General features: G+C 67.8%; 22 protein-coding genes, 1 tRNA gene and 1 pseudogene. 16 read left to right on the top strand and 8 right to left on the bottom strand.

Annotated elements, in window-relative coordinates:
- The first annotated feature begins 44 nt into the window (after positions 1 to 44).
- The 6 genes and pseudogenes from AAW00_RS05095 (at position 45) to AAW00_RS05070 (ending at position 3,858) form a co-directional block, all read left to right on the top strand.
- The gene (locus tag AAW00_RS05095) at positions 45 to 377 is read left to right on the top strand and encodes a TIGR02300 family protein (protein ID WP_047003554.1); all 333 of its coding nucleotides are present in this window, start codon (positions 45 to 47) and stop codon (positions 375 to 377) included.
- A 122-nt stretch (positions 378 to 499) separates the two neighbouring features.
- A tRNA-Ala gene (locus AAW00_RS05090) sits at positions 500 to 575 on the top strand.
- A 256-nt stretch (positions 576 to 831) separates the two neighbouring features.
- A complete protein-coding gene (gene ffh / locus AAW00_RS05085) occupies positions 832 to 2,307 on the top strand; it encodes a signal recognition particle protein (protein WP_047003165.1) in 1,476 nt (491 codons plus the stop codon).
- Positions 2,308 to 2,344: 37 nt separating this feature from the next.
- Positions 2,345 to 2,842, top strand: a pseudogene (gene rpsP / locus AAW00_RS15365) (30S ribosomal protein S16); the annotation flags it as partial.
- Between the two features lie 123 nt (positions 2,843 to 2,965).
- Entirely contained in the window at positions 2,966 to 3,469 is a 504-nt protein-coding gene (rimM, locus tag AAW00_RS05075; protein WP_047003163.1) for a ribosome maturation factor RimM, read from the top strand.
- Between the two features lie 83 nt (positions 3,470 to 3,552).
- The gene (locus AAW00_RS05070) at positions 3,553 to 3,858 is read left to right on the top strand and encodes a hypothetical protein (RefSeq protein ID WP_047003162.1); all 306 of its coding nucleotides are present in this window, start codon (positions 3,553 to 3,555) and stop codon (positions 3,856 to 3,858) included.
- Here the strand turns inward: AAW00_RS05070 and AAW00_RS05065 are convergent.
- Positions 3,855 to 4,790 (bottom strand): NAD(P)/FAD-dependent oxidoreductase, encoded by a 936-nt coding sequence (locus tag AAW00_RS05065; protein ID WP_241461628.1) that lies wholly within the window; start codon positions 4,788 to 4,790, stop codon positions 3,855 to 3,857. The genes AAW00_RS05070 and AAW00_RS05065 overlap by 4 nt on opposite strands.
- 57 nt (positions 4,791 to 4,847) lie before the next feature.
- Here AAW00_RS05065 and trmD point away from each other — a divergent pair, with 57 nt between their 5' ends.
- From trmD to AAW00_RS05040, 5 genes are all read left to right on the top strand, one after another.
- Positions 4,848 to 5,588: a tRNA (guanosine(37)-N1)-methyltransferase TrmD gene (gene trmD / locus AAW00_RS05060; RefSeq protein WP_047003161.1), complete on the top strand. Its 741-nt coding sequence runs from the start codon at positions 4,848 to 4,850 to the stop codon at positions 5,586 to 5,588.
- On the top strand, positions 5,585 to 5,950 hold the full coding sequence (gene rplS / locus AAW00_RS05055; protein WP_047003160.1) for a 50S ribosomal protein L19: 366 nt from the start codon (positions 5,585 to 5,587) through the stop codon (positions 5,948 to 5,950). The genes trmD and rplS overlap by 4 nt, the downstream gene beginning before the upstream one ends.
- A 314-nt stretch (positions 5,951 to 6,264) precedes the next feature.
- On the top strand, positions 6,265 to 7,290 hold the full coding sequence (locus AAW00_RS05050; RefSeq protein ID WP_047003159.1) for an aspartate-semialdehyde dehydrogenase: 1,026 nt from the start codon (positions 6,265 to 6,267) through the stop codon (positions 7,288 to 7,290).
- Positions 7,287 to 7,850: a hypothetical protein gene (locus AAW00_RS15360; protein ID WP_047003158.1), complete on the top strand. Its 564-nt coding sequence runs from the start codon at positions 7,287 to 7,289 to the stop codon at positions 7,848 to 7,850. Before AAW00_RS05050 ends, AAW00_RS15360 begins: the two co-directional genes overlap by 4 nt.
- A 4-nt stretch (positions 7,851 to 7,854) precedes the next feature.
- A complete protein-coding gene (locus AAW00_RS05040; RefSeq protein WP_241461627.1) occupies positions 7,855 to 8,307 on the top strand; it encodes a GFA family protein in 453 nt (150 codons plus the stop codon).
- On the opposite strand, the gene AAW00_RS05035 is transcribed toward AAW00_RS05040, so the two are convergent.
- Entirely contained in the window at positions 8,304 to 9,872 is a 1,569-nt protein-coding gene (locus AAW00_RS05035; protein WP_047003157.1) for a DHA2 family efflux MFS transporter permease subunit, read from the bottom strand. The genes AAW00_RS05040 and AAW00_RS05035 overlap by 4 nt on opposite strands.
- Position 9,873: 1 nt before the next feature.
- Positions 9,874 to 10,947 (bottom strand): HlyD family secretion protein, encoded by a 1,074-nt coding sequence (locus AAW00_RS05030; protein ID WP_047003156.1) that lies wholly within the window; start codon positions 10,945 to 10,947, stop codon positions 9,874 to 9,876.
- Between the two features lie 117 nt (positions 10,948 to 11,064).
- On the opposite strand from AAW00_RS05030, the gene AAW00_RS05025 reads away from it, so the two are divergent.
- From AAW00_RS05025 to AAW00_RS05015, 3 genes are read left to right on the top strand one after another with little or no spacing between them, the layout of a single operon-like run.
- A complete protein-coding gene (locus tag AAW00_RS05025; RefSeq protein WP_047003551.1) occupies positions 11,065 to 11,826 on the top strand; it encodes an alpha/beta fold hydrolase in 762 nt (253 codons plus the stop codon).
- A gap of 29 nt (positions 11,827 to 11,855) precedes the next feature.
- On the top strand, positions 11,856 to 12,857 hold the full coding sequence (locus AAW00_RS05020) for a YncE family protein (RefSeq protein WP_063359794.1): 1,002 nt from the start codon (positions 11,856 to 11,858) through the stop codon (positions 12,855 to 12,857).
- An 18-nt stretch (positions 12,858 to 12,875) separates the two neighbouring features.
- Positions 12,876 to 13,445, top strand: coding sequence for a hypothetical protein (locus AAW00_RS05015; protein ID WP_047003154.1), 570 nt, complete (start codon positions 12,876 to 12,878; stop codon positions 13,443 to 13,445).
- Between the two features lie 72 nt (positions 13,446 to 13,517).
- On the opposite strand, the gene rplI is transcribed toward AAW00_RS05015, so the two are convergent.
- Genes rplI through rpsF form a run of 3 tightly spaced genes read right to left on the bottom strand, consistent with a single transcriptional unit; the run spans position 13,518 to position 14,735 of the window.
- The gene (rplI, locus tag AAW00_RS05010; protein WP_047003153.1) at positions 13,518 to 14,132 is read right to left on the bottom strand and encodes a 50S ribosomal protein L9; all 615 of its coding nucleotides are present in this window, start codon (positions 14,130 to 14,132) and stop codon (positions 13,518 to 13,520) included.
- A 13-nt stretch (positions 14,133 to 14,145) separates the two neighbouring features.
- The gene (gene rpsR, locus AAW00_RS05005) at positions 14,146 to 14,370 is read right to left on the bottom strand and encodes a 30S ribosomal protein S18 (RefSeq protein ID WP_047003152.1); all 225 of its coding nucleotides are present in this window, start codon (positions 14,368 to 14,370) and stop codon (positions 14,146 to 14,148) included.
- A complete protein-coding gene (gene rpsF / locus AAW00_RS05000) occupies positions 14,370 to 14,735 on the bottom strand; it encodes a 30S ribosomal protein S6 (protein WP_047003151.1) in 366 nt (121 codons plus the stop codon). Before rpsF ends, rpsR begins: the two co-directional genes overlap by 1 nt.
- Before the next feature lie 214 nt (positions 14,736 to 14,949).
- On the opposite strand from rpsF, the gene AAW00_RS04995 reads away from it, so the two are divergent.
- Positions 14,950 to 15,414, top strand: a complete 465-nt coding sequence (locus AAW00_RS04995; RefSeq protein WP_052761770.1) for a DUF3237 domain-containing protein — start codon at positions 14,950 to 14,952, stop codon at positions 15,412 to 15,414.
- Between the two features lie 79 nt (positions 15,415 to 15,493).
- Complete coding sequence (locus tag AAW00_RS04990; RefSeq protein ID WP_047003149.1) at positions 15,494 to 16,456, top strand: DUF808 domain-containing protein; 963 nt, start codon at positions 15,494 to 15,496, stop codon at positions 16,454 to 16,456.
- Between the two features lie 10 nt (positions 16,457 to 16,466).
- On the opposite strand, the gene AAW00_RS04985 is transcribed toward AAW00_RS04990, so the two are convergent.
- Together AAW00_RS04985 and AAW00_RS04980 are read right to left on the bottom strand one after the other, a co-directional pair.
- Positions 16,467 to 16,766 carry a hypothetical protein gene (locus tag AAW00_RS04985; RefSeq protein ID WP_047003148.1) on the bottom strand — a complete coding sequence of 100 codons (300 nt, stop codon included), beginning with the start codon at positions 16,764 to 16,766 and terminating at the stop codon, positions 16,467 to 16,469.
- Between the two features lie 37 nt (positions 16,767 to 16,803).
- Positions 16,804 to 18,219: a glutamate ligase domain-containing protein gene (locus AAW00_RS04980; RefSeq protein WP_047003147.1), complete on the bottom strand. Its 1,416-nt coding sequence runs from the start codon at positions 18,217 to 18,219 to the stop codon at positions 16,804 to 16,806.
- Positions 18,220 to 18,234 lie beyond the last annotated feature (15 nt).

The following is an 18,234-nucleotide window of genomic DNA, read 5'->3' as shown; positions in this document are numbered from 1 at the left end:
GGCCGGGCGCGCACACGAATTCTCCGATTTTTGAGGACATCACCATGGTCAAGCCAGAATGGGGCACCAAGCGCACCTGCCCCAAGTGCGGCACGCGCTTCTACGATCTGAACAAGGAAGACCCCGTCACCTGCATCGAATGCGGCAACGAGTGGACGCCCGAGCCCGTGCTCAAGTCCAAGCAGCCGATTCCCTTCGACGAGCAGGACAAGGCCAAGAAAAAGGACGAAAACGCCGATTCGGACCTGGCCGATGACGATCTGGAAGACATCGACGTCGACGACGACGAGGATTCGCCGGATAACGACGTCGACCTCGGCGGCGACGACGACCTCGGCGTTGCCACCGGCGACGACGACGGCGATGACGAGAATTGAGGATTTGGGCCGGGCGCTGGCTTGACGGCGTCCGGTCTGATATTAGCTCTTGTCACGAGGCCGGTCCTTCCATAAAGGGCCACCTCCGCAGCGCCGCAAGGCACTGCACGCATGAATGGAACGGGGCCTTAGCTCAGCTGGGAGAGCGCAACACTGGCAGTGTTGAGGTCAGCGGTTCGATCCCGCTAGGCTCCACCATTCTACTGTCTTTTGCCCCGTGTCGGGCTGCAAATCGCGCCGCCTTGCGCTTCCGGTGCTCACGGACTTGAAGTCCGCTCCGCGCCGGTTCTCAGGCAACACGATTTTCGCTTCCGACACACGGCAAAATCCAGCAGAATGGCCCTGACACAATCGCCCGGTTTTTCGGGTGGCACGACAAGCCGGTCTCATCCGGGACCGCACGCTGGCCGACGAGTTCTCGTCCGCCGGCGTTTTTCGCGTTTTGGAGTATCGCATGTTCGATAGCCTGTCCGACCGTCTCGGTACCGTCTTCGACCGCCTGCGCGGTCGCGGTGCCTTGTCGGAACAGGACGTGCGCGATGCCATGCGCGAGGTGCGCGTCGCGCTGCTGGAGGCGGACGTGGCGCTGCCCGTGGCGCGCGACTTCATCGCCCGCGTCACCGAGCGCGCCATCGGGCAGGAAGTCCTGAAGTCCGTCACCCCGGGGCAGATGGTCGTCAAGATCGTCAACGACGAACTCGTCGCGATGCTCGGCGGCGAGGAGGCCGTGGGCAAGGGCCCGATGGGCGAGGGCGAGGCGCTGAACCTCTCGGTCGCGCCGCCCGCCGTGGTGATGATGGTCGGCCTGCAGGGCTCGGGCAAGACCACCAGCACCGCCAAGATCGCCAAGCTGCTGAAGGACAAGCAGGGCAAAAAGCCGCTCATGGCCTCGCTCGACGTCAACCGCCCCGCCGCGCAGGAGCAGCTGGCGGTGCTGGGCGAGCAGGCGGGCGTCGCCACCCTGCCGATCGTCGCCGGGCAACAGCCGGTCGACATCGCCCGCCGCGCGCTGGGGGCGGCCAAGCTGCAAAATTTCGACGTGCTGCTGCTCGACACCGCCGGCCGCCTGCACGTGGACGAGGCGCTGATGGCGGAGATGAAGGCGGTCGCCTCCGTCTCCACGCCCGCCGAAGTGCTGCTGGTCGTCGATTCGCTGACCGGTCAGGACGCGGTCAACGTCGCGCAGAGCTTCTCGGACGAGGTGCCGCTGACCGGCGTGGTGCTCACCCGCATGGACGGCGACGCGCGCGGCGGCGCGGCGCTCTCGATGCGCGCCGTCACCGGCAAGCCGATCAAGTTCGCCGGCACGGGCGAGAAGCTCGATGCCATCGAGCGCTTCCACCCCGCGCGCGTGGCCGACCGCATCCTGGGCATGGGCGACGTCGTCAGCCTGGTGGAGCGTGCGGCGGAGACGATCAAGGCGGAGGACGCCGAGGATCTCGCCAAGCGCATGATGGCCGGCAAGTTCGACCTGAACGACCTGCGCAAGCAGCTGAAGCAGATGCAGAACATGGGCGGGCTGGGGATGCTGGCGGGCATGATGCCGGGCATGAAGAAGGCCAAGGCCGCGATGGCTTCCAGCGGCATGGACGACAAGGTTTTGGTCCACATGGACGCCATCATCGGCTCCATGACCGAAAAGGAACGCGCGCGTCCCGAACTGCTCAACGCCAAGCGCAAGAAGCGCGTGGCCGCGGGCAGCGGCACCTCGGTGCAGGAGGTCAACAAGATCCTCAAGATGCACCAGGAAATGGGCCGCGCGATGAAGCAGATAAAGAAGATGGGCGGGCTGAAGGGCCTCGGCGCGCTGCTGGGCGGCGGGGGCGGTTTCGGCGGCGGCGGCGGGCCGATGGGCGGTGGCGGCTCAATGCCCGGCCTGCCCGGCGGCCAGCTGCCCCCGGACATGCAGGATTTTCTCAGGAAGAAGTAATCGATTTCAACGGTTTGATTTGGAAAGGTAGACTACAATGGCAATCTCTCTCAGGCTCGCGCGCGGTGGCGCCAAGAAGCGTCCGTACTATCGCATCGTGGCCGCCGACAGCCGCCGCGCTCGCGACGGCAAGTATCTCGAGCAGATCGGCACCTACAACCCGATGCTCGCGAAGGACGACGAGAACCGCGTGAAGCTGGACGAGGACCGCGCCCGCTACTGGCTCGGCGTCGGCGCGCAGCCGTCCGACCGCGTCCACCGCTTCCTCGATGCCGCCGGCATCCTCGAGCGCAAGGCGCGCAACAACCCCAAGAAGGGCGAGCCGGGCGAAGCCGCCAAGGAACGCGCCGAGGAGAAGGCTGCCAAGGCCGCCGAGGCCGAGGAAGCCCGCAAGGCCGCCGAGGAAGAGGCCAAGAACGCTCCCGCCGCTGAAGAGGCGCCCGCCGCCGACGAGAGCAGCGCCGAGAACGACGCGACCGGCTCGGTGAAGACCGAAGAGACCGCCGAAGCCGTGGCCGAGGCCTCGACCGAAGCCCCCGCCGACGCGACCGCCGAGGACGCCGCTGCCGTGGCCGAGGAAGTCAACGAGGGCGGCCCGCCGCTGCCGGAAGACGCCCCCGCTGCCGAGGGCGGCGAAGACAAGGCCGAGGGCTAAGCCTTGGCCAAGGACAAGCCCGTCATCCTGGCCGCCGTCGCCGGCGCGCACGGGGTGGCGGGCGAGGTCCGCCTGAAGCTGTTCGGCGAGCGGCTGGACGGCCTCAAGGCGCACAAGACCTTCAATGCCGGAGAGACCGGGGGCGCGTTGACGCTCAGCAAGGTCCGCGACGACAACAAGGGCGGCGCCGTGGCGCGCTTTGCCGAAATCACCGACCGCACCGCCGCCGAGAAGCTGCGCGGCACCCTTCTCACCGTTTCGCGCGATGCCCTGCCGCCGCTGGGCGAGGGCGAATACTACCACGCCGACCTCATCGGCCTCGCCGCCGTCAGCGACACGGGCGAGGCGCTGGGCGAGGTCGTTGCTGTGCACAACTTCGGCGCGGGCGACGTAATCGAGATCCGCCGCGAGACCGGCAAGCTGTTCATGGTCCCCATGCACGCCCGCGCTGTGCCCTGCTGGGACGAAACGACCCTGACCGTGTCCGCCGACTTCGCCGAGGAATGAGCGCGCCGCCAGTCCGGATCGAGATGGCTCCTGCCGATGCGTCACCTGCCGTGCCTTACGAAGTTTGGGCCACGGCTGCTGGCATGGCCATCGTCTTCGGGATCGTGCTCAGCCTGATCGTGTGCCTGCCGATGCGCCGGTTCGCCACAGATCAGCGCCGCGCGGTCTTCGCGCGCAATTCCGTGCTGCGCGCCGGGTTGATAGAGTTCGTGCTGCTCTTGATTTTCGGCATATTCATGAGGGGCTGGGTGAACGGAGCGGCGATTTTCCTGACCATGCAGTGGCAGGCCTGGGTGCTGATCGCAGTGTCGCTTTTCACCGTATGGCTGATGGCGCTGCTGCTGGCGCCGCGGCGGGATCCCGCAACTTTCGCCGAAGTTTTCGACTAGCGCAGCAGCGGTCGCTCGTCCGCCAAGTCGTTGCGGATGGTGGTGGCGGCCACGCCTGCCTGGCCCATCGCGTGGCTGATCTGGTCCAGCCCCAGCACCACGTCGCCCGCCGCGAAAAGGCCGGGCACGCTGGTGCGCTGGTGGTCGTCCACCTTGATGCATCCGACATCTGTGCAATCCGCGCCCGCATCCTGTGCAAGCTGCGAGCGCACGTCGCTGCCGAGCGCGGGATAGACGCTGTCGAACTCCTGCCAGCCCTCGGCGGTCTTCACTGCCAGCTTATCGCCGCGCAGTTCATAGTCGCCGCATGGCCCATCGACCCGCGCGACGCCCGCCTCGTCCAGCTTGGCGAGGCATTCAGAGCCGAGATCATGGTCGTCGGTGGGCGAGATCAGCGTCACATCCCTAGTGAAGCTGCGGAGGAAGATCGCCTCCGCCGTGCCGTGGCTGCCGGTGCCGATGATGCCCACGCGCTTGTCGGTCACCTCGTAACCGTCGCAGACCGGGCAATAGCGCAGCAGGCCCTTGAACAGCGCCTCGTCGTGGAAGGCGTCGTCCATGCCGGGCGGGTGGCGGTTGAAGACGCCGGTGGCGAGCAGCACCTTGCGTGCGCGAAAGGTGCCCTCGTCGGTGCCGACCACGAAGCAGTCGCCGGTCTTGGCGAGGTGCTCGACGCGCTTCTCCTCGTGCACGACGCCGTACTTCTCCGCCTGCTCCAGCATCCGCCCGACCAGATCGAGGCCCGCGATGCCGTCCGGATATCCGGCATGATTGTGCGTGCACGGAATCAGCGCCGCGCGGCTGGTGCCGCAGTCGAACAGGCGGATCGAGAGGTGATAGCGCGCGAGATAGATTGCCGCCGTCAGCCCCGCCGGCCCGCCGCCCACGATGATGCAGTCGTCGATGTCTTTGGCGTCGATTGTCTCGTCCATGTGCCGCCAACGCGCGGGATGGCAAAGCGTTGCGCGGGGCGCTAGGCGCTTGCGGACATGACCTTCGCCGCCACCATCCTCACTCTCTATCCCGAGATGTTACCCGGGCCGCTCGGCGTTTCGCTCGCGGGGCGGGCGCTGGAGCGGGGGGACTGGTCTTGCGAGACCGTGCAGATCCGCGACTTCGCCACCGACAAGCACCGGACCGTTGACGATACGCCCGCAGGCGGCGGGGCGGGGATGGTGCTGAAGGCCGACGTGCTGGCCTCCGCCCTCGACAGCGTGGCGGGTGAACGCCCCGTCCTTGCCATGACGCCGCGCGGCAAACCCATCACGCAGGCGCGCATCCGCGAGATCGCCGCCGGGCCCGGCGTCACCCTGATCTGCGGCCGGTTCGAGGGGTTCGACGAGCGCCTGTTCGAGGCGCGTCCGCACATCGAGCAGGTCAGCCTCGCGGACGTGGTTCTCTCGGGCGGAGAGCCCGCCGCGCTCGCCATACTCGATGCTTGCATTCGCCTGCTTCCCGGCGTAATGGGCGCGGCCTTGAGTGGGCACGAAGAATCGTTCGAGGACGGTTTGCTCGAATACCCGCAATATACCCGACCATTCGAATGGGAAGGGCGCACGATCCCCGAAGTGCTGCGATCGGGGGATCATGCGAAAATCGCCGCGTGGAGGAAAGCCCAGGCGGAGAACGATACACGGTTACGCAGGCCCGATCTTTGGGAGCGCCACGGGGGTGCTCCGGGTCAGCCTGCCTCTGGCGCGCGGCGTGAAAATAAGGATACGGACCAGTGAACCTGATCCAGACTCTCGAGGCCGAAGCGATCGAAGCGCTCGGCAAGGACATTCCGACCTTCCGCCCCGGCGACACGCTGCGCGTGGGCGTCAAGGTGAAGGAAGGCAACCGCGAGCGCGTGCAGAACTACGAGGGCGTGTGCATCGCCCGTTCGAACCGCGGCATGGGCTCCAACTTCACCGTTCGCAAGATGAGCTTCGGCGAGGGCGTGGAGCGCGTCTTCCCGCTGTATTCGCCGATCATCGACAGTATCACCGTGGTCCGCCGCGGCGTGGTGCGCCGTGCGAAGCTGTATTACCTGCGCGGCCGCACCGGCAAGCGCGCCCGCATCGCCGAGCGTCGCGAGAACGTCAGCCAGTAAGGCGCAGCGTCTCTCCGCAGACATTGCGAGACACGAAGAAACGGGGCGGCTTTCCGATGGGAAGGCCGCCCCGTTCTCGTTTCCTCATCTTGGGCATCGATGAAGCGGCCAGGCCGGACTCCAGGGGCGGTCCGGTCGAGGCTGCGAGGGTCACGCTGCGCCTCGATTGGTTAAGACGGGGTTGCCGAGCATGGTTGACGCCGGGTTAAGGGCAACCGCACGCGAAAGCCGTTTCCGCCGTAACCGCCTTTCGGGTTGCACCTGCGAAACGGGGCGCTAGGCAGGCGGCTTCTCACAAACAGACGAGGCAGACGATGGGTTACCGGGTAGCGGTGGTGGGTGCGACGGGCAACGTGGGGCGCGAGATGCTCGCGATCCTGGCCGAGCGCGAATTCCCGATGGACGAAGTGGCCGCCGTCGCCAGCTCGCGCTCCGTCGGTACCGAGATCGAAGTCGGCGATTCGGGCCGCATGGTGAAGTGCAAGAACATCGAGCATTTCGACTTCGCCGGCTGGGACATCGCCCTGTTCGCCTGCGGCAGCGAGGCGACCAAGGTCCACGCCCCGCGCGCGGCGGCGGCGGGCTGCGTGGTGATCGACAACTCCAGCCTCTACCGCATGGACCCCGACGTGCCGCTGATCGTGCCCGAGGTGAACCCCGATGCGATCGACGGCTACAAGGCCAGGAACATCATCGCCAACCCCAACTGCTCGACCGCGCAGCTTGTGGTGGCTCTAAAGCCCCTGCACGACGCCGCCACGATCAGGCGCGTGGTCGTCAGCACCTACCAGTCGGTTTCCGGCGCGGGCAAGCAGGGCATGGACGAGCTGTTCGAGCAGAGCCGCGCGATCTTCGTCGGCGACCAGGTCGAACCGCGCAAGTTCACCAAGCAGATCGCCTTCAACGTCATACCGCACATCGATGCCTTCATGGATGACGGGTCGACCAAGGAAGAGTGGAAGATGGTGGTCGAGACGAAGAAGATCCTCGACCCCAAGATCAAGCTCAATGCCACCTGCGTGCGCGTACCGGTCTTCGTGGGCCACTCGGAAGCGGTAAACATCGAGTTCGAGAACGAGCTGTCCGCCGATGAGGCCAAGGACATCCTGCGCGAGGCGCCCGGCATCATGCTCGTCGACAAGCGCGAGGACGGCGGATACGTCACGCCGGTCGAGGCGGCAGGCGACGGCGCCACCTACATCAGCCGCGTGCGCGACGACCCGACCGTGGACAACGGTTTGACCTTGTGGTGCGTATCGGACAACCTGCGCAAAGGCGCCGCGCTGAACGCGGTGCAGATCGCCGAGCTGCTGGGCCGGCGGCACTTGCAGAAGGGATGATGATGCTGCGCCGAACCGCTTTCCTTAGCTTGGCCCTTGCCCTGGCGGCCTGCACGCCGGCCGCCGACGACAGCGCCGATACCGCCACCGATGCGGGCGCGTCGACGGCAGAGGTCTCCGACGATGGGGCGGACGCGGCGCCGCGCGCCGGCACGCTCGACCTCCTCGCAACCGGCATCACCGTGCCCGCGCAGGGCGGGTTCGAGGAATATTCGGTGCCCTTCGGCTCTCCCCGCGCGGCGACGGAAACGACGCTCGGCACGGTGCTGGGCGAGCCTCGGGCCGCCAACCAGCCCAACGATTGCGGACTGACGACCACCAGCTACGAAGGCATGGCGCTGCACTTTCGCGACGACGAATTCGTCGGCTGGTACGCCAACGCGCCCTATGTCCCGCAGCTTTCGCGCGAGGAAATGCTGGCCGATCCCGCGGTCGAGATGGCCGACAGCACCATCGACGGGGAATTCACCATCGAGCGCGGCGGCCAGATCATCTCCGGCGTGTTCGCGGGCGACGAGGTGCGCGGGCTCTGGGCGGGCGACAACTGCATCGCGCGTTGACGCGGTGAGCCAGATCCCCAAAACCGGCGGCTGCCAGTGTGGCCGCGTCCGCTACCGGGCCAAGGTCGACCCTGCCGATGCCTACCTGTGCCATTGCCGCATGTGCCAGCGCGCGACCGGCGGCGTGTCCATCGCCTTCGTCAATGCCCAGCGGGTGGACGTGACGTGGGAGAGCGGGCCGGACTGGTACGCCAGTTCTCCCATCGCGCGGCGACCCTTCTGCTCTGCCTGCGGCACGCCGCTCGGTTTCCAGTTCGCCGATGATGGGGCGAAGATGGACCTGACCGTCGGCAGTTTCGACGATCCCTCCGATTTTCACCCCAAGCACCATTTCGGCGTGGAATCGATGCACGAGGCGTGGCTCGATACCTCGCACCTGCCGCGCTATCGCGCCGACGAGTACGATGTCCTCTCGCAAAAGTGGGAGGAGTCGGGCGCCTCTCCGCCGGAAAACTAGGCCGCGCGTGGCTTCGGCCCGCGCATCAGCATGACCAGCGGCACGGCGGCCAGGCTGAGCCACATCATCACAGTAAAATCGTCGAGGTAGGCGATCATCGCCGCCTGCCTCGTCACCTCGCCGTTGAGGGCTGCGAGCGCGGCATCGCCATAACCCTGGTACCGGTCGAGCGCTGTCAGGTCGATGGCGCTGGTGGCCTCGGCCGTCAGGTGCTCGGAAAGCTGGGCGTGGTTGACCTGCAGGTTGCTCGCCAGCAGCGTCACCATCGCCGAAATGCCTACCGAGGATCCGACCGAGCGCGTCAGGTTGAGCAGGCTCGACCCGTCGGTCCGCAGCTCGGGCGGCAGGGTGGCAAAGGCGCTGGTGTTGAGCGGGATGAAGACCAGCCCGATGCCTAGGCCTTGGAGAAAGCCGGTGGCGACGAAGTGCCAGCGATCCGCCTCCAGCGACCAGCCCGCCATCAGGTGCAGCGACCAGGCGCCGATGAGGAAGCCCAGCGCCACGATCCACCGCGCGTCGAAGCCGCGCCGCACCAGCAGGCCGGAAACCTGCATCGAGATGAGCACGCCCACTCCGCGCGGGGCGAGCACGAGGCCGGTATCGATGACGTCGTAGCCGAACAGGTTCTGCAGCATCGGCGGAAGCAGCGCGAGCGTGGCGAACATGACCGCGCCGACGACCACCATGAACAGCAGTGCCACCACGAAGTTGACGTCGGCGAACAAGCGCCGGTCGAAGAGCGGTTCGCGCGCGGTGGCGAGGTGGATTGCCGCCACCCAGGCGCACGACAGCATGACGCCGGTGTAGATCCACGTCTCCAGCGAATCGAACCAGTCGACCACCGCGCCGCGGTCCAGCAGCAGTTGCAGGCTGGCCAGCGCAATCGCGAGCATGGCGTAGCCGAACAGGTCAAAGCGCCGGTCGCGCGAGGGGCGCGAGGGCAGGGTGGCGAGCAGGATGGCGATGCAGACCGCGCCCATCGGCACGTTGACGAAAAACACCCAGCGCCAGCCCGCGGTCTCGGTCAGCCAGCCGCCTAGCACCGGGCCTAGGATCGGCCCGATCATGATGCCCATGCCCCACAGCGCGATAATCTGCGGCTGTCGGCTGGGGCGCGTCGAATCGAGCAGCGCGCTCTGGCTCAGCGGCGCGATGAAGGCGCCGCCCACGCCCTGCACGGCGCGGAAGATGACCATTTCGGTCAGGTTCTGCGCCATGCCGCAGAGCATCGAGGCGGCGACGAACATGACCACCGAGATCAGGAACAGCCGCCGCGAGCCGACGCGGTCGGCCAGCCAGCCGGTGATCGGCATGGCGACGGCGCTGGCGATGATGTAGCTCGTCAGCACCCAGCTCACCGTGTCGGGCGTGGCCGAAAGGCTCGCCTGCATGTGCGGGATGGCGACGTTGGCGATCGTCACGTCGAGCACCTGCAGCAGCGAGGCGATCATCACGCCGACGATCAGCAGCGCCGGGTTGGCGACGGGCAGGAAGGCGACGTCCGCCGTCTGCGGTTGTGAGGCCGGAGCGGCCGCGGCGGCCCGCGTGGGCGCGGCGCTCGCCATGTCAGTCGGCGGTCAGGACCGTGACGTGGGCGGAAAGCCCGGCGATCAGCGTGCGATCGCTACGCTCGTCGAGCGCGATCCGCACCGGCACGCGCTGCGTCACCTTGACCCAGTTGCCGCTGGCGTTCTGCGCCGGAATCACGGAGAATTCCGAGCCCGTTCCCGCGCCGATGGAGGCAACGTGGCCGGTCAGCACGAGATCGGGATAGGCGTCGAAGCGCACCTCGGCCCGCTGGCCCACGGCCATCTCGGCGAGGTCGGTTTCCTTGAAATTGGCTTCCACCCAAGTGCTTGCGTCCTCCACCAGAGTGAGGACGGGAAGGTTGGGAAGGAGCTGCTGGCCGACCTGCAAGCGGTCCGCCTGCGCCACTCGGCCTGCGGCAGGCGCGTGGACCTCCGTGCGGCGCAGGGCCAGCGCCGCGCCCGCGCGCTGCGCTTCGGCGGCGGCGACTTGTGGGTTCTCGCCCGGCACCGCGCTGCCGGTGGCGAGCCGCGCGCGCGCCTCCGCCTGTCGCGCCTCGGCCTGGTGCAGCGCCTCGCGCGCCTGGGCGACGGCGTGCTGCGCCGCGTCGTAATCGGCTCGGGTGGTGAAGCCGCGGTCCCACAGCTCCTGCTGGCGCTGGAAGCGGCTCTGGGCAAAGGCGATGTCCTCGCGCGCGGCGGCGATGTCGACGCCGGTAAGCGCGCTGCTGCCTTCCAGCGCCGTCACCTGCGCCTGAGCCCCGGCGATGGCAGCGTCGGCCTGCTGAATTTGCAGTCGATAGCTCTCGGGATCGAGGCGGAACAGCACCTGCCCGGCCATGACCTGGTCGCCTTCGCCAACCATCACCTCGACGATGCGCCCGCCGACCTCGGCGGAGACGGCGACCATGTCCTGCTTGACGTAGGCGTTGTCGGTGGTGACCTTGCCCTCCAACCCCTGCCAGTAGACGATGCCGCCCGCCAGCAGCGCCAGCGGCACCGCCAGCATCAGCGCCAGCCTGCCCCAGTGTCGCTTCGGTTTCGTATCGAGGCGCGGCTCGTCGGGCAACGGGACGTGCTCTTCGGCTTCGAGCTCTGGGGTGTAATCGGCCATGCGGTTTCCTGGCGGCGCGGCGACGCGCCCACGGCCATGTAAGGAATCGAGTTGCCAATCGCAATCTATTGTCGCTGCCGCTTGCACGGGGCCGTGCGTGCTGCCACGCGAGGGATGATGGCAGATTTCACCACCACTTTCATCGACAGCGCTGACGCCACGCGCATGGCCGTTCACCGCATGGGGCAGGGAAGGCCCGCGCTGTTGCTTCACGGGCTGTTCTCCGACGCGAACACCAACTGGATCAAGTTCGGCACCGCCGCACGGCTGGCCGAGGCCGGGTTCGAGGCGATCATGCCCGATTGGCGCGTGCACGGTGCCAGCGAGGCGCCGGTGTTGCCGGAGCGCTATCCCGCCGGCGTGCTGGTGGGCGATGCCCTTGCCATGGTCGAGGCGCTGGAGCTGGCGGACTACGACCTCGTCGGCTTCTCGCTGGGCGCGCGCACGGCGGTGAGCGCGGTGATCGACGGCCTGACGCCGCGCCGGCTGGTGCTGGCAGGCATGGGGATCGAGGGGCTGACAAACTGGGACCGGCGCGCCGGCTTCTTCGTCGACATGATCGACCGCTTCGACGAGATCGCGCACGGCGACCCGGCCTTCTTCGCCCGCGCCTTCATGAAAACGCAGGGGATCGACCGGGTGGCGGCGCGGCTGCTGCTTACGCAAGGGGTGGAGCCGATCGATGCCGCGCAGCTGGGCAAGCTCTCGATGCCGACCATGGTGCTGATCGGCGACGAGGATCGCGACAACGGCTCGCCCGACGAACTGGCCGCGGCCCTGCCCGACGCGCGGGTGGTCGAGGTGCCGGGCACCCACATGTCGAGCGTAATGAAGCCCGAATTCGGCGCGGCCATCGTGGACTTCCTTTCCCGCCCATAGGCGCTAGTCTGCCGGCGAAGGGGAGAGCTATGCGAAGCGTGCTTTTCGGGCTGGCGGCAACGATGCTGGCCGGCTGCGCGACGGCAAATGGGTCCGCGCCGCGCGACGGGACGATGTTCGTCGCCAACAAGCGAGATGCCAGTCTCAGCCGGATCGATCTTGCCACCGGCGCCGAAACGCATCGCGCGACGACCTGCGAGAACCCGCACGAGCTGACGGTCTCGCCCGACGATCGGCATGTCATGGTGGCATGCTATTCGGGCCGGACGCTGGAAATCTATCGCATCGCGAACCTTGCTCCGGCCGGGCGGCTGACGCTGGGCGAGAATGCCCGCGTACACAGCGCCATATGGCTGGAGGGGGACCGGGTGATCGCGGGCGCCGAAGGGCGCGGCTCGCTCTACCTCGTCGGTCTGACCATGACGGACCGGGGCATGCCGCCTGCCATGTCCCTGCAGGAAATCAGCGAGGGCACCGCGCCGCCGGGACCGCACCTGCTCACCGTCGCGCCCGATGGCCAGACTGCCTGGGGCACCGTCATCCCGCGCGGTGAAGTCGTGCGCTACGACCTCGCCAGCGGACGCGAGACCGCACGCCGCCGCGTCGGCAACCAGATCGAGGCCCTTGCCCTGTCGCCTGACGGCGCGCATCTGTGGGTCGCTTCGAACGAGGACAGTCTGGCCTATCGCCTCGATCCGGTGACGCTCGAAACGCGTGCTTCGGTGGCGACCGGCGCGGTCCCCATCCGGCTTGCTATGCACCCGTCGGGACGGTGGCTAGTGAGCAGCAACTACGGCGGTGGCGAGCTCTCGGTCATCGATACCGTGACCGACCGCATGGTCCGCACGATACCTGTCTCCGGCACGCGCGAGGCGGCGCAGGTGACGCTGGTCTTCAGTGCCGACGGCAGCCGGCTTTACGCCGCCGAGACCGGCACAGATACCGTGGCCGAGATCGACTTTGCCAGCGGCACCGTGTTGCGCCGCATCGCAACCGGACCGGGCGGCGACGGGCTGGCGGTACTCGACTAGCGTGCCTACATCGCAGGCATGAGATCCTCGTTCAAACTCGCCGGACCGCTGGCGCTGCTCGCCGGCACCGTGATCCTCGGTGTCCTCATCCTGCTGCCCGTCCTGCTGCTGGTCGGCGCCGCCGAGGTGAGCGCGGCCATGCTGGGGGCCATGCCGTGGCTGTTCGCGGGCGTGGTGGGGGCCAGTCTCGTGCTGTTTGGTCTTCCGGCGCTGCTGTCCCGCAAGCGCGCGAAGCCCGGTATCGGGTTCCTCGCCAGCGCCACGGTGCTCGGCGCGCTGCTGTGGATCTGGTCGCTGGCCTTTACCTACGAGAGCTGGGGCATCCTGCCCGTCATCCTCGGCCTGCTGCTGGCGGGCGTGGGCATCGTGCCCGTCGCCCTGCTTGCCGCGGTGGTCGAAGGCGCGTGGGCGACGCTCGCCATGCTGCTGGCGCTGATGGCCTGCGTTTATGCCTGGCGGGCGATCGGTGGCCGGCTGCTGGCAGGGGCAGTGGCGCGCGCCGGGGAGCGGGTCGGCCAGTCGCCGGGCCAGTCGCCGGGGCAGGGCGAGGGCGCAATCATTGAAGGCAAGGTGGTCGAGCGCGACTAGCGCGCCGTAACGAAAAAGGGCGCCGCCATCGCTGGCAGCGCCCTCTTTATCTGTCCGTCAGGAGCGAGAAGCTCAGGCCTCGTCGCTGCCCTCGTCGGCGTCGGTTTCGGCCGGGGGGAGGTCGCCCAGCTCGCGGTCCGGGTCGATGGCTTCCTGGAAGCCCTCGCCGGCGCGCGCGTCGGCTTCGTCCTCGGCGGCCTGGGCGAGGATGTCCACGCCCTGGCTCTGCAGCTCGGCCTCGTCGTCGGAGCGGGCGACGTTCGCCTTCACCGTGATCTCGACTTCCGGGTGCAGGGCAACGGTCACGTCGAACATGCCGATGGTCTTGATGGGCGAGCCCATGACGACCTGGCGCTTGTCGATGTCGTGACCCTTGGCCTTCAGGGCCTCGGCGACGTCGCGCACGTTGACCGAGCCGTAGAGCTGGCCGGCGTTGGACGCGGCGCGGATTAGCACGATCTCGGTGCCGGCGACCTTCTCGCCCGCCTTCTCGGCTTCGGAGCGGCGCTCGGTGTTCTCGGCTTCCAGCTTGTCGCGGTTGGCCTCGAACACCTTCTTGTTCGCTTCGTTGGCGCGCAGCGCCTTCTTCTGCGGCAGCAGGAAGTTGCGGGCGTAGCCGTCCTTCACGGTGACGACGTCGCCGATCTGGCCGAGGTTGCCCACGCGCTGGAGGAGGATGATATCCATGTGCCTGTCTCCCTTACTTCACGATGTAGGGCAGCAGGCCCAGGTGACGGGCGCGCTTGATCGCCTTGGCCAGCTCGCGCTGCTTCTTGGCGGAAACGGCGGTGATGCGGCTCGGCACGATCTTGCCACGCTCGGACATGAAGCCCTGGAGCAGGCGGACGTCCTTGTAGTCGATCGCGGGGGCGTCCTTGGCCTCGAACGGGCAGGACTTGCGGCGGCGGTAGAACGGGCGGGCCATCAGTCGCGGTCCTCACGGTCGGAACGGCGCTTCTTGTCGCGCTCGTTCTTGCGCATCATCACGGAGGGGCCTTCCTCGTGGTCTTCCACGGCGATCGTCAGCCAGCGGATGATGTCTTCGTTGATACGGTTCTGGCGCTCGAGCTCGGCCACCAGCGAGCCGGGCCCGTCGATGTTGAGCATGACGAAGTGCGCCTTGCGGTTGCGGTCGATCTTGTAGGCGAGGGACTTGAGGCCCCAGGTCTCGGTCTTCACGACCTTGCCGCCCTGGCCTTCCACGATTTCCGTGGCGCCGGCAGCAAGCGCGTCGACCTGAGCCTGGCTCAGATCCTGACGCGCGAGGAACACGTGCTCGTATCGAGCCATGTCGCGCTTCCTTTCATTTCATGCCGATCGCTGGCATTGGCACGGCGAATTCCGTGCGCGCCCCTCCGGCTTTCTGGATTTCCCTGCGGCCCACGGCCATCCGGGAAGGCGCGCACATAGCGGGATTGGCGCGGAATGCAAGTCTGCTAGGCTGGCCCGCGCAAGGAGGGGAGACGCGATGCGGATTGCTGCAACCATCATTGGAGCCATTGCCATGACCGCCACCCCCGCCGCCGCGCAGGAAGCTCCGCCCCGGCTCGTCCCCGCATTCACCATCGTCGCCGAGATCGGCCCGGCGGAGGAACTCGGCGCCACCGCACGCGGACCGCGGCGCATCATCCCCATCACCGGCGGCACCATAGAGGGGGAGGGCATCAGCGGCACGGTCCGCCCCGGCGCGTGGGACTGGCAGGTCGACCGCGCCGACGGCTGCACCGAGCTGGAGGCGGTCTATTTCGTCGAAACCGACGATGGCGCGGTCATCAACGTCAACAACCGCGCCACGATCTGCCCGCCCGCGCAGGGGGAGGAGAGCGCGCCGGTTTTCACCCGCCCAATTTTCGAGGCGCCGCTGGGCGCGTATCAGTGGCTGGGGCAGGGCACTTTCGTGGGCCGCCTCGGCCTCGCCACCGATCACCCGGTGCCCGCCGTGCGGATCGAGGTTTTCCGCGTGCAATAGCGGCCCGGCACTGGACAGCGCCCTCGTGCGTTGGAAAGGCTGAAACCGCACGACCATTCATCTCCCGGAGAACCGCACCATGCCCGGTGGCCTTACCGCCCTGCTCGACGACGTTGCGATCATCGCGCGCGCCGCTTCCGCGAGCGTGGACGACATCGCCGCCGCCGCGGGCAGGGCAGGCAGCAAGACCGCGGGCGTGGTGATCGACGATACGGCGGTGACGCCCAGCTACGTGACCGGGCTCTCGCCCGCGCGCGAGTTGCCGATTATCTGGCGCATCACCCGCGGCAGTCTGTTCAACAAGCTCGTCATCCTGCTGCCCGGCGCGCTGCTGCTGAGCGAGTTCCTGCCGCAGGCGATCGTCTTCATCCTGATGCTGGGCGGCTGCTACCTGTCGTACGAAGGCGCGGAAAAGGTGCTGGAGAAGCTCGGCGGCGAGAAGCACGGCAAGACCGTGGACGACGTGATCGAAGACCCCGTCGCCTTCGAGAAACAGCGCATCGCGGGTGCGGTGCGGACCGACCTCATCCTCTCGGCAGAGATCATGGCCATCACCCTCAACGAGGTTGCGGCGGAAACGCTGGTGACCCGCGCGGGCGTGCTCGCCATCGTCGCCGTGCTGGTGACCGTGGGCGTCTACGGCGTCGTCGGGCTGATCGTGAAAATGGACGACATCGGCCTTCACCTGACCAAGCGCAGCAGCAGGCTGGCGCAGGGTTTCGGGCGCGGACTGGTGGCCTTCATGCCGCACCTCCTCACCATCCTCAGCTTCGTAGGCACCATCGCCATGCTGTGGGTCGGCGGCGGCATCATCCTGCATGGCCTGGCCGAGATCGGCATCGAGGGGCCGGAGCACTGGATCGAGGGCATCGAACATGGCGTGTCCGCCATCGCGGGCTCCGCTGGCGGCGTGCTGGGTTGGCTGACCTTTGCAGGACTGGCGGCGCTGACCGCGCTGGTGATCGGCGGGGTAATCGTGTTCGTGCTGCACAAGGTGCTGGGCGTCGGCCACGACGACAAGGAAGCGGCCGCCGCGCACTGATCGGAGCGGGTCAGGCCGCCCGGCGGCGTGCCTTGCGTTCCTCGTCCAGCCAGGCATCGCGGTTGTCCCAGCCGCGCCCGTCGCTCGCTTCCACGCGCCCGTCAGGGTGGACGACGAACCACGGATCCTCGTCCGCCGCGCGCACATCGAGCGTCAGCGGGGTCAGCCGCCGGTCCTTGCCGACCTGCCAGCCGAGCACGTTGCAGGTGACGAGATCGACCTGGTTGTCGTCGAAATAGGCGGAAACGAGGTAGGTGCCGGGTGCCGCGTCGAGCAATCCCACGCCGCCCTCGCGGTAGTTCTTCTGCATGGGGCGCTGCGCCTCCCTTTCGTGGGAGGGTTGTGCCTTACAAACGTTGCAAAAGGCTTGCCGCGAATTCGGTCAACGTGTCGTCGCGCGCGCCCATGACCACGACGCGGTCGCCGGCCCTGGCGTTCTCGACGATGAAGTCGCCGCAACCCTCGCGGGTGTTGATGTGCAAGGCCTTGCCGCCGGCGGCATGGATCATGTCGACGATCCGCTCGCTGCCGACCGAGCGGTCCACCGTGCCGCCGAAGTAGACAGGGTCGCACAGCAGGGTGAGATCGTCGGGGCCGAGTTCCTGCGCGAAAGTCTCCGCCAGTTCGTGGCCCATCTGGCGCAAGGGGCCATAGCCGTGCGGCTGGAAGAAGGCGATGACGCGGCCCGGGTGCGCCTTCAGCGTCTTTAGGGTCGCGCGGGCCTTTTCCGGGTTGTGGCCGAAATCGTCGATCACCGTTACGCCGCTGGCCGAGGTGCCGAGCACGTCGAAACGGCGGGCGAGGCCCTTGAAGCTGCCCAGCGCCGCCACCGCATCCGCCACCGGCACGCCAGCGGCGTTGGCGGCTGCCACGGCGGCGAGCGCGTTCGACAGGTTGTGCCCCCCCGGCATGGCGAGGGTCAGCGCGTGCTCGCTGCCGTCGCGCCGGTCGACGACCATCGCCGCCTGCCGCGTCGGCCCGTCGGCTACGCTGCCTTCCACCACTCCGAGCGCAGCGCAGGTGTTCGTGATGCCGAACGTCACCGGCTCCTTGGCGCGCGCCACCAGCCGGAAGGCCTCGACATCGTCGGCGTTGACCACACCGCGCTCCGCCCGCTCGAGGAAGTCGCCGAACAGGTCGCGCAGTTCGTCCATGCTCTTGTGGTCGAGGCTGACGTTGAGCAGCAGCGCCACGGTGGGGCGGTAAAGCGCGATGGAGCCGTCGCTCTCGTCCACTTCGGAGACGAAACAGCCGCCGTCGCCGACCACGGCGCTGGCGAAGGGACGGTCCTCGGTGACGAAGTTCTTCATCACCGCGCCGTTCATGATGGTGGGCGACTTGCCCGCACTCTCCATGATCCAGCCGAGCATGGCGGTGGTTGTGGACTTGCCGCTGGTGCCGCCCACGGCGAGCGATCGCGGCGCGGCGTTGAACAGGCGGGCGAGCAGTTCGGCGCGGGTCAGGCGTTGGCAGCCGAGTTCGCGGGCGCGGGCTACCTCCGGTACGGTGTCCTCGATGGCGGCGCTGGCAACGAGAATCTGTTCGGCCGAGGTAATGCCGCTGCCGTCCTGCGGGAAGAGGCGGAATCCCTGCCGCTCCAGCGCGGCGAACTTCTCCGGCGTGCGCCCCTGGTCGAAGCTGCGATCCGATCCCGCGACCTCGCCGCCCATGCCCTTCACGATCTGCGCCAGCGGCAACATGCCCGATCCGCCGATGCCGCAGAAGAAATAGGGGTGGGCGACGACGTCGGTGTCCTGATTCATGGGGATGTGCCTATG

The sequence above is a fragment of the Aurantiacibacter luteus genome (genome assembly GCF_001010945.1).
Classification (GTDB): Bacteria; Pseudomonadota; Alphaproteobacteria; order Sphingomonadales; family Sphingomonadaceae; genus Alteraurantiacibacter; species Alteraurantiacibacter luteus.
Note: the sequence above shows the minus strand (reverse complement) of the source record. Positions and strands in the feature narration are given on the sequence as shown.

What these genes read in the sequence shown, in the direction of transcription:
- AAW00_RS05095 (WP_047003554.1), top strand. Translation starts at nt 45, where the DNA reads ATGGTCAAGCCAGAATGGGGCACCAAGCGCACCTGCCCCAAGTGCGGC.
- ffh (WP_047003165.1), top strand. Translation starts at nt 832, where the DNA reads ATGTTCGATAGCCTGTCCGACCGTCTCGGTACCGTCTTCGACCGCCTG.
- AAW00_RS05070 (WP_047003162.1), top strand. Translation starts at nt 3,553, where the DNA reads ATGGCCATCGTCTTCGGGATCGTGCTCAGCCTGATCGTGTGCCTGCCG.
- AAW00_RS05065 (WP_241461628.1), bottom strand. Translation starts at nt 4,790, where the DNA reads ATGGACGAGACAATCGACGCCAAAGACATCGACGACTGCATCATCGTG.
- trmD (WP_047003161.1), top strand. Translation starts at nt 4,848, where the DNA reads ATGACCTTCGCCGCCACCATCCTCACTCTCTATCCCGAGATGTTACCC.
- AAW00_RS05050 (WP_047003159.1), top strand. Translation starts at nt 6,265, where the DNA reads ATGGGTTACCGGGTAGCGGTGGTGGGTGCGACGGGCAACGTGGGGCGC.
- AAW00_RS15360 (WP_047003158.1), top strand. Translation starts at nt 7,287, where the DNA reads ATGATGATGCTGCGCCGAACCGCTTTCCTTAGCTTGGCCCTTGCCCTG.
- AAW00_RS05035 (WP_047003157.1), bottom strand. Translation starts at nt 9,872, where the DNA reads ATGGCGAGCGCCGCGCCCACGCGGGCCGCCGCGGCCGCTCCGGCCTCA.
- AAW00_RS05030 (WP_047003156.1), bottom strand. Translation starts at nt 10,947, where the DNA reads ATGGCCGATTACACCCCAGAGCTCGAAGCCGAAGAGCACGTCCCGTTG.
- AAW00_RS05025 (WP_047003551.1), top strand. Translation starts at nt 11,065, where the DNA reads ATGGCAGATTTCACCACCACTTTCATCGACAGCGCTGACGCCACGCGC.
- AAW00_RS05020 (WP_063359794.1), top strand. Translation starts at nt 11,856, where the DNA reads ATGCGAAGCGTGCTTTTCGGGCTGGCGGCAACGATGCTGGCCGGCTGC.
- AAW00_RS05015 (WP_047003154.1), top strand. Translation starts at nt 12,876, where the DNA reads ATGAGATCCTCGTTCAAACTCGCCGGACCGCTGGCGCTGCTCGCCGGC.
- rplI (WP_047003153.1), bottom strand. Translation starts at nt 14,132, where the DNA reads ATGGATATCATCCTCCTCCAGCGCGTGGGCAACCTCGGCCAGATCGGC.
- rpsR (WP_047003152.1), bottom strand. Translation starts at nt 14,370, where the DNA reads ATGGCCCGCCCGTTCTACCGCCGCCGCAAGTCCTGCCCGTTCGAGGCC.
- rpsF (WP_047003151.1), bottom strand. Translation starts at nt 14,735, where the DNA reads ATGGCTCGATACGAGCACGTGTTCCTCGCGCGTCAGGATCTGAGCCAG.
- AAW00_RS04995 (WP_052761770.1), top strand. Translation starts at nt 14,950, where the DNA reads ATGACCGCCACCCCCGCCGCCGCGCAGGAAGCTCCGCCCCGGCTCGTC.
- AAW00_RS04990 (WP_047003149.1), top strand. Translation starts at nt 15,494, where the DNA reads ATGCCCGGTGGCCTTACCGCCCTGCTCGACGACGTTGCGATCATCGCG.
- AAW00_RS04985 (WP_047003148.1), bottom strand. Translation starts at nt 16,766, where the DNA reads ATGCAGAAGAACTACCGCGAGGGCGGCGTGGGATTGCTCGACGCGGCA.
- AAW00_RS04980 (WP_047003147.1), bottom strand. Translation starts at nt 18,219, where the DNA reads ATGAATCAGGACACCGACGTCGTCGCCCACCCCTATTTCTTCTGCGGC.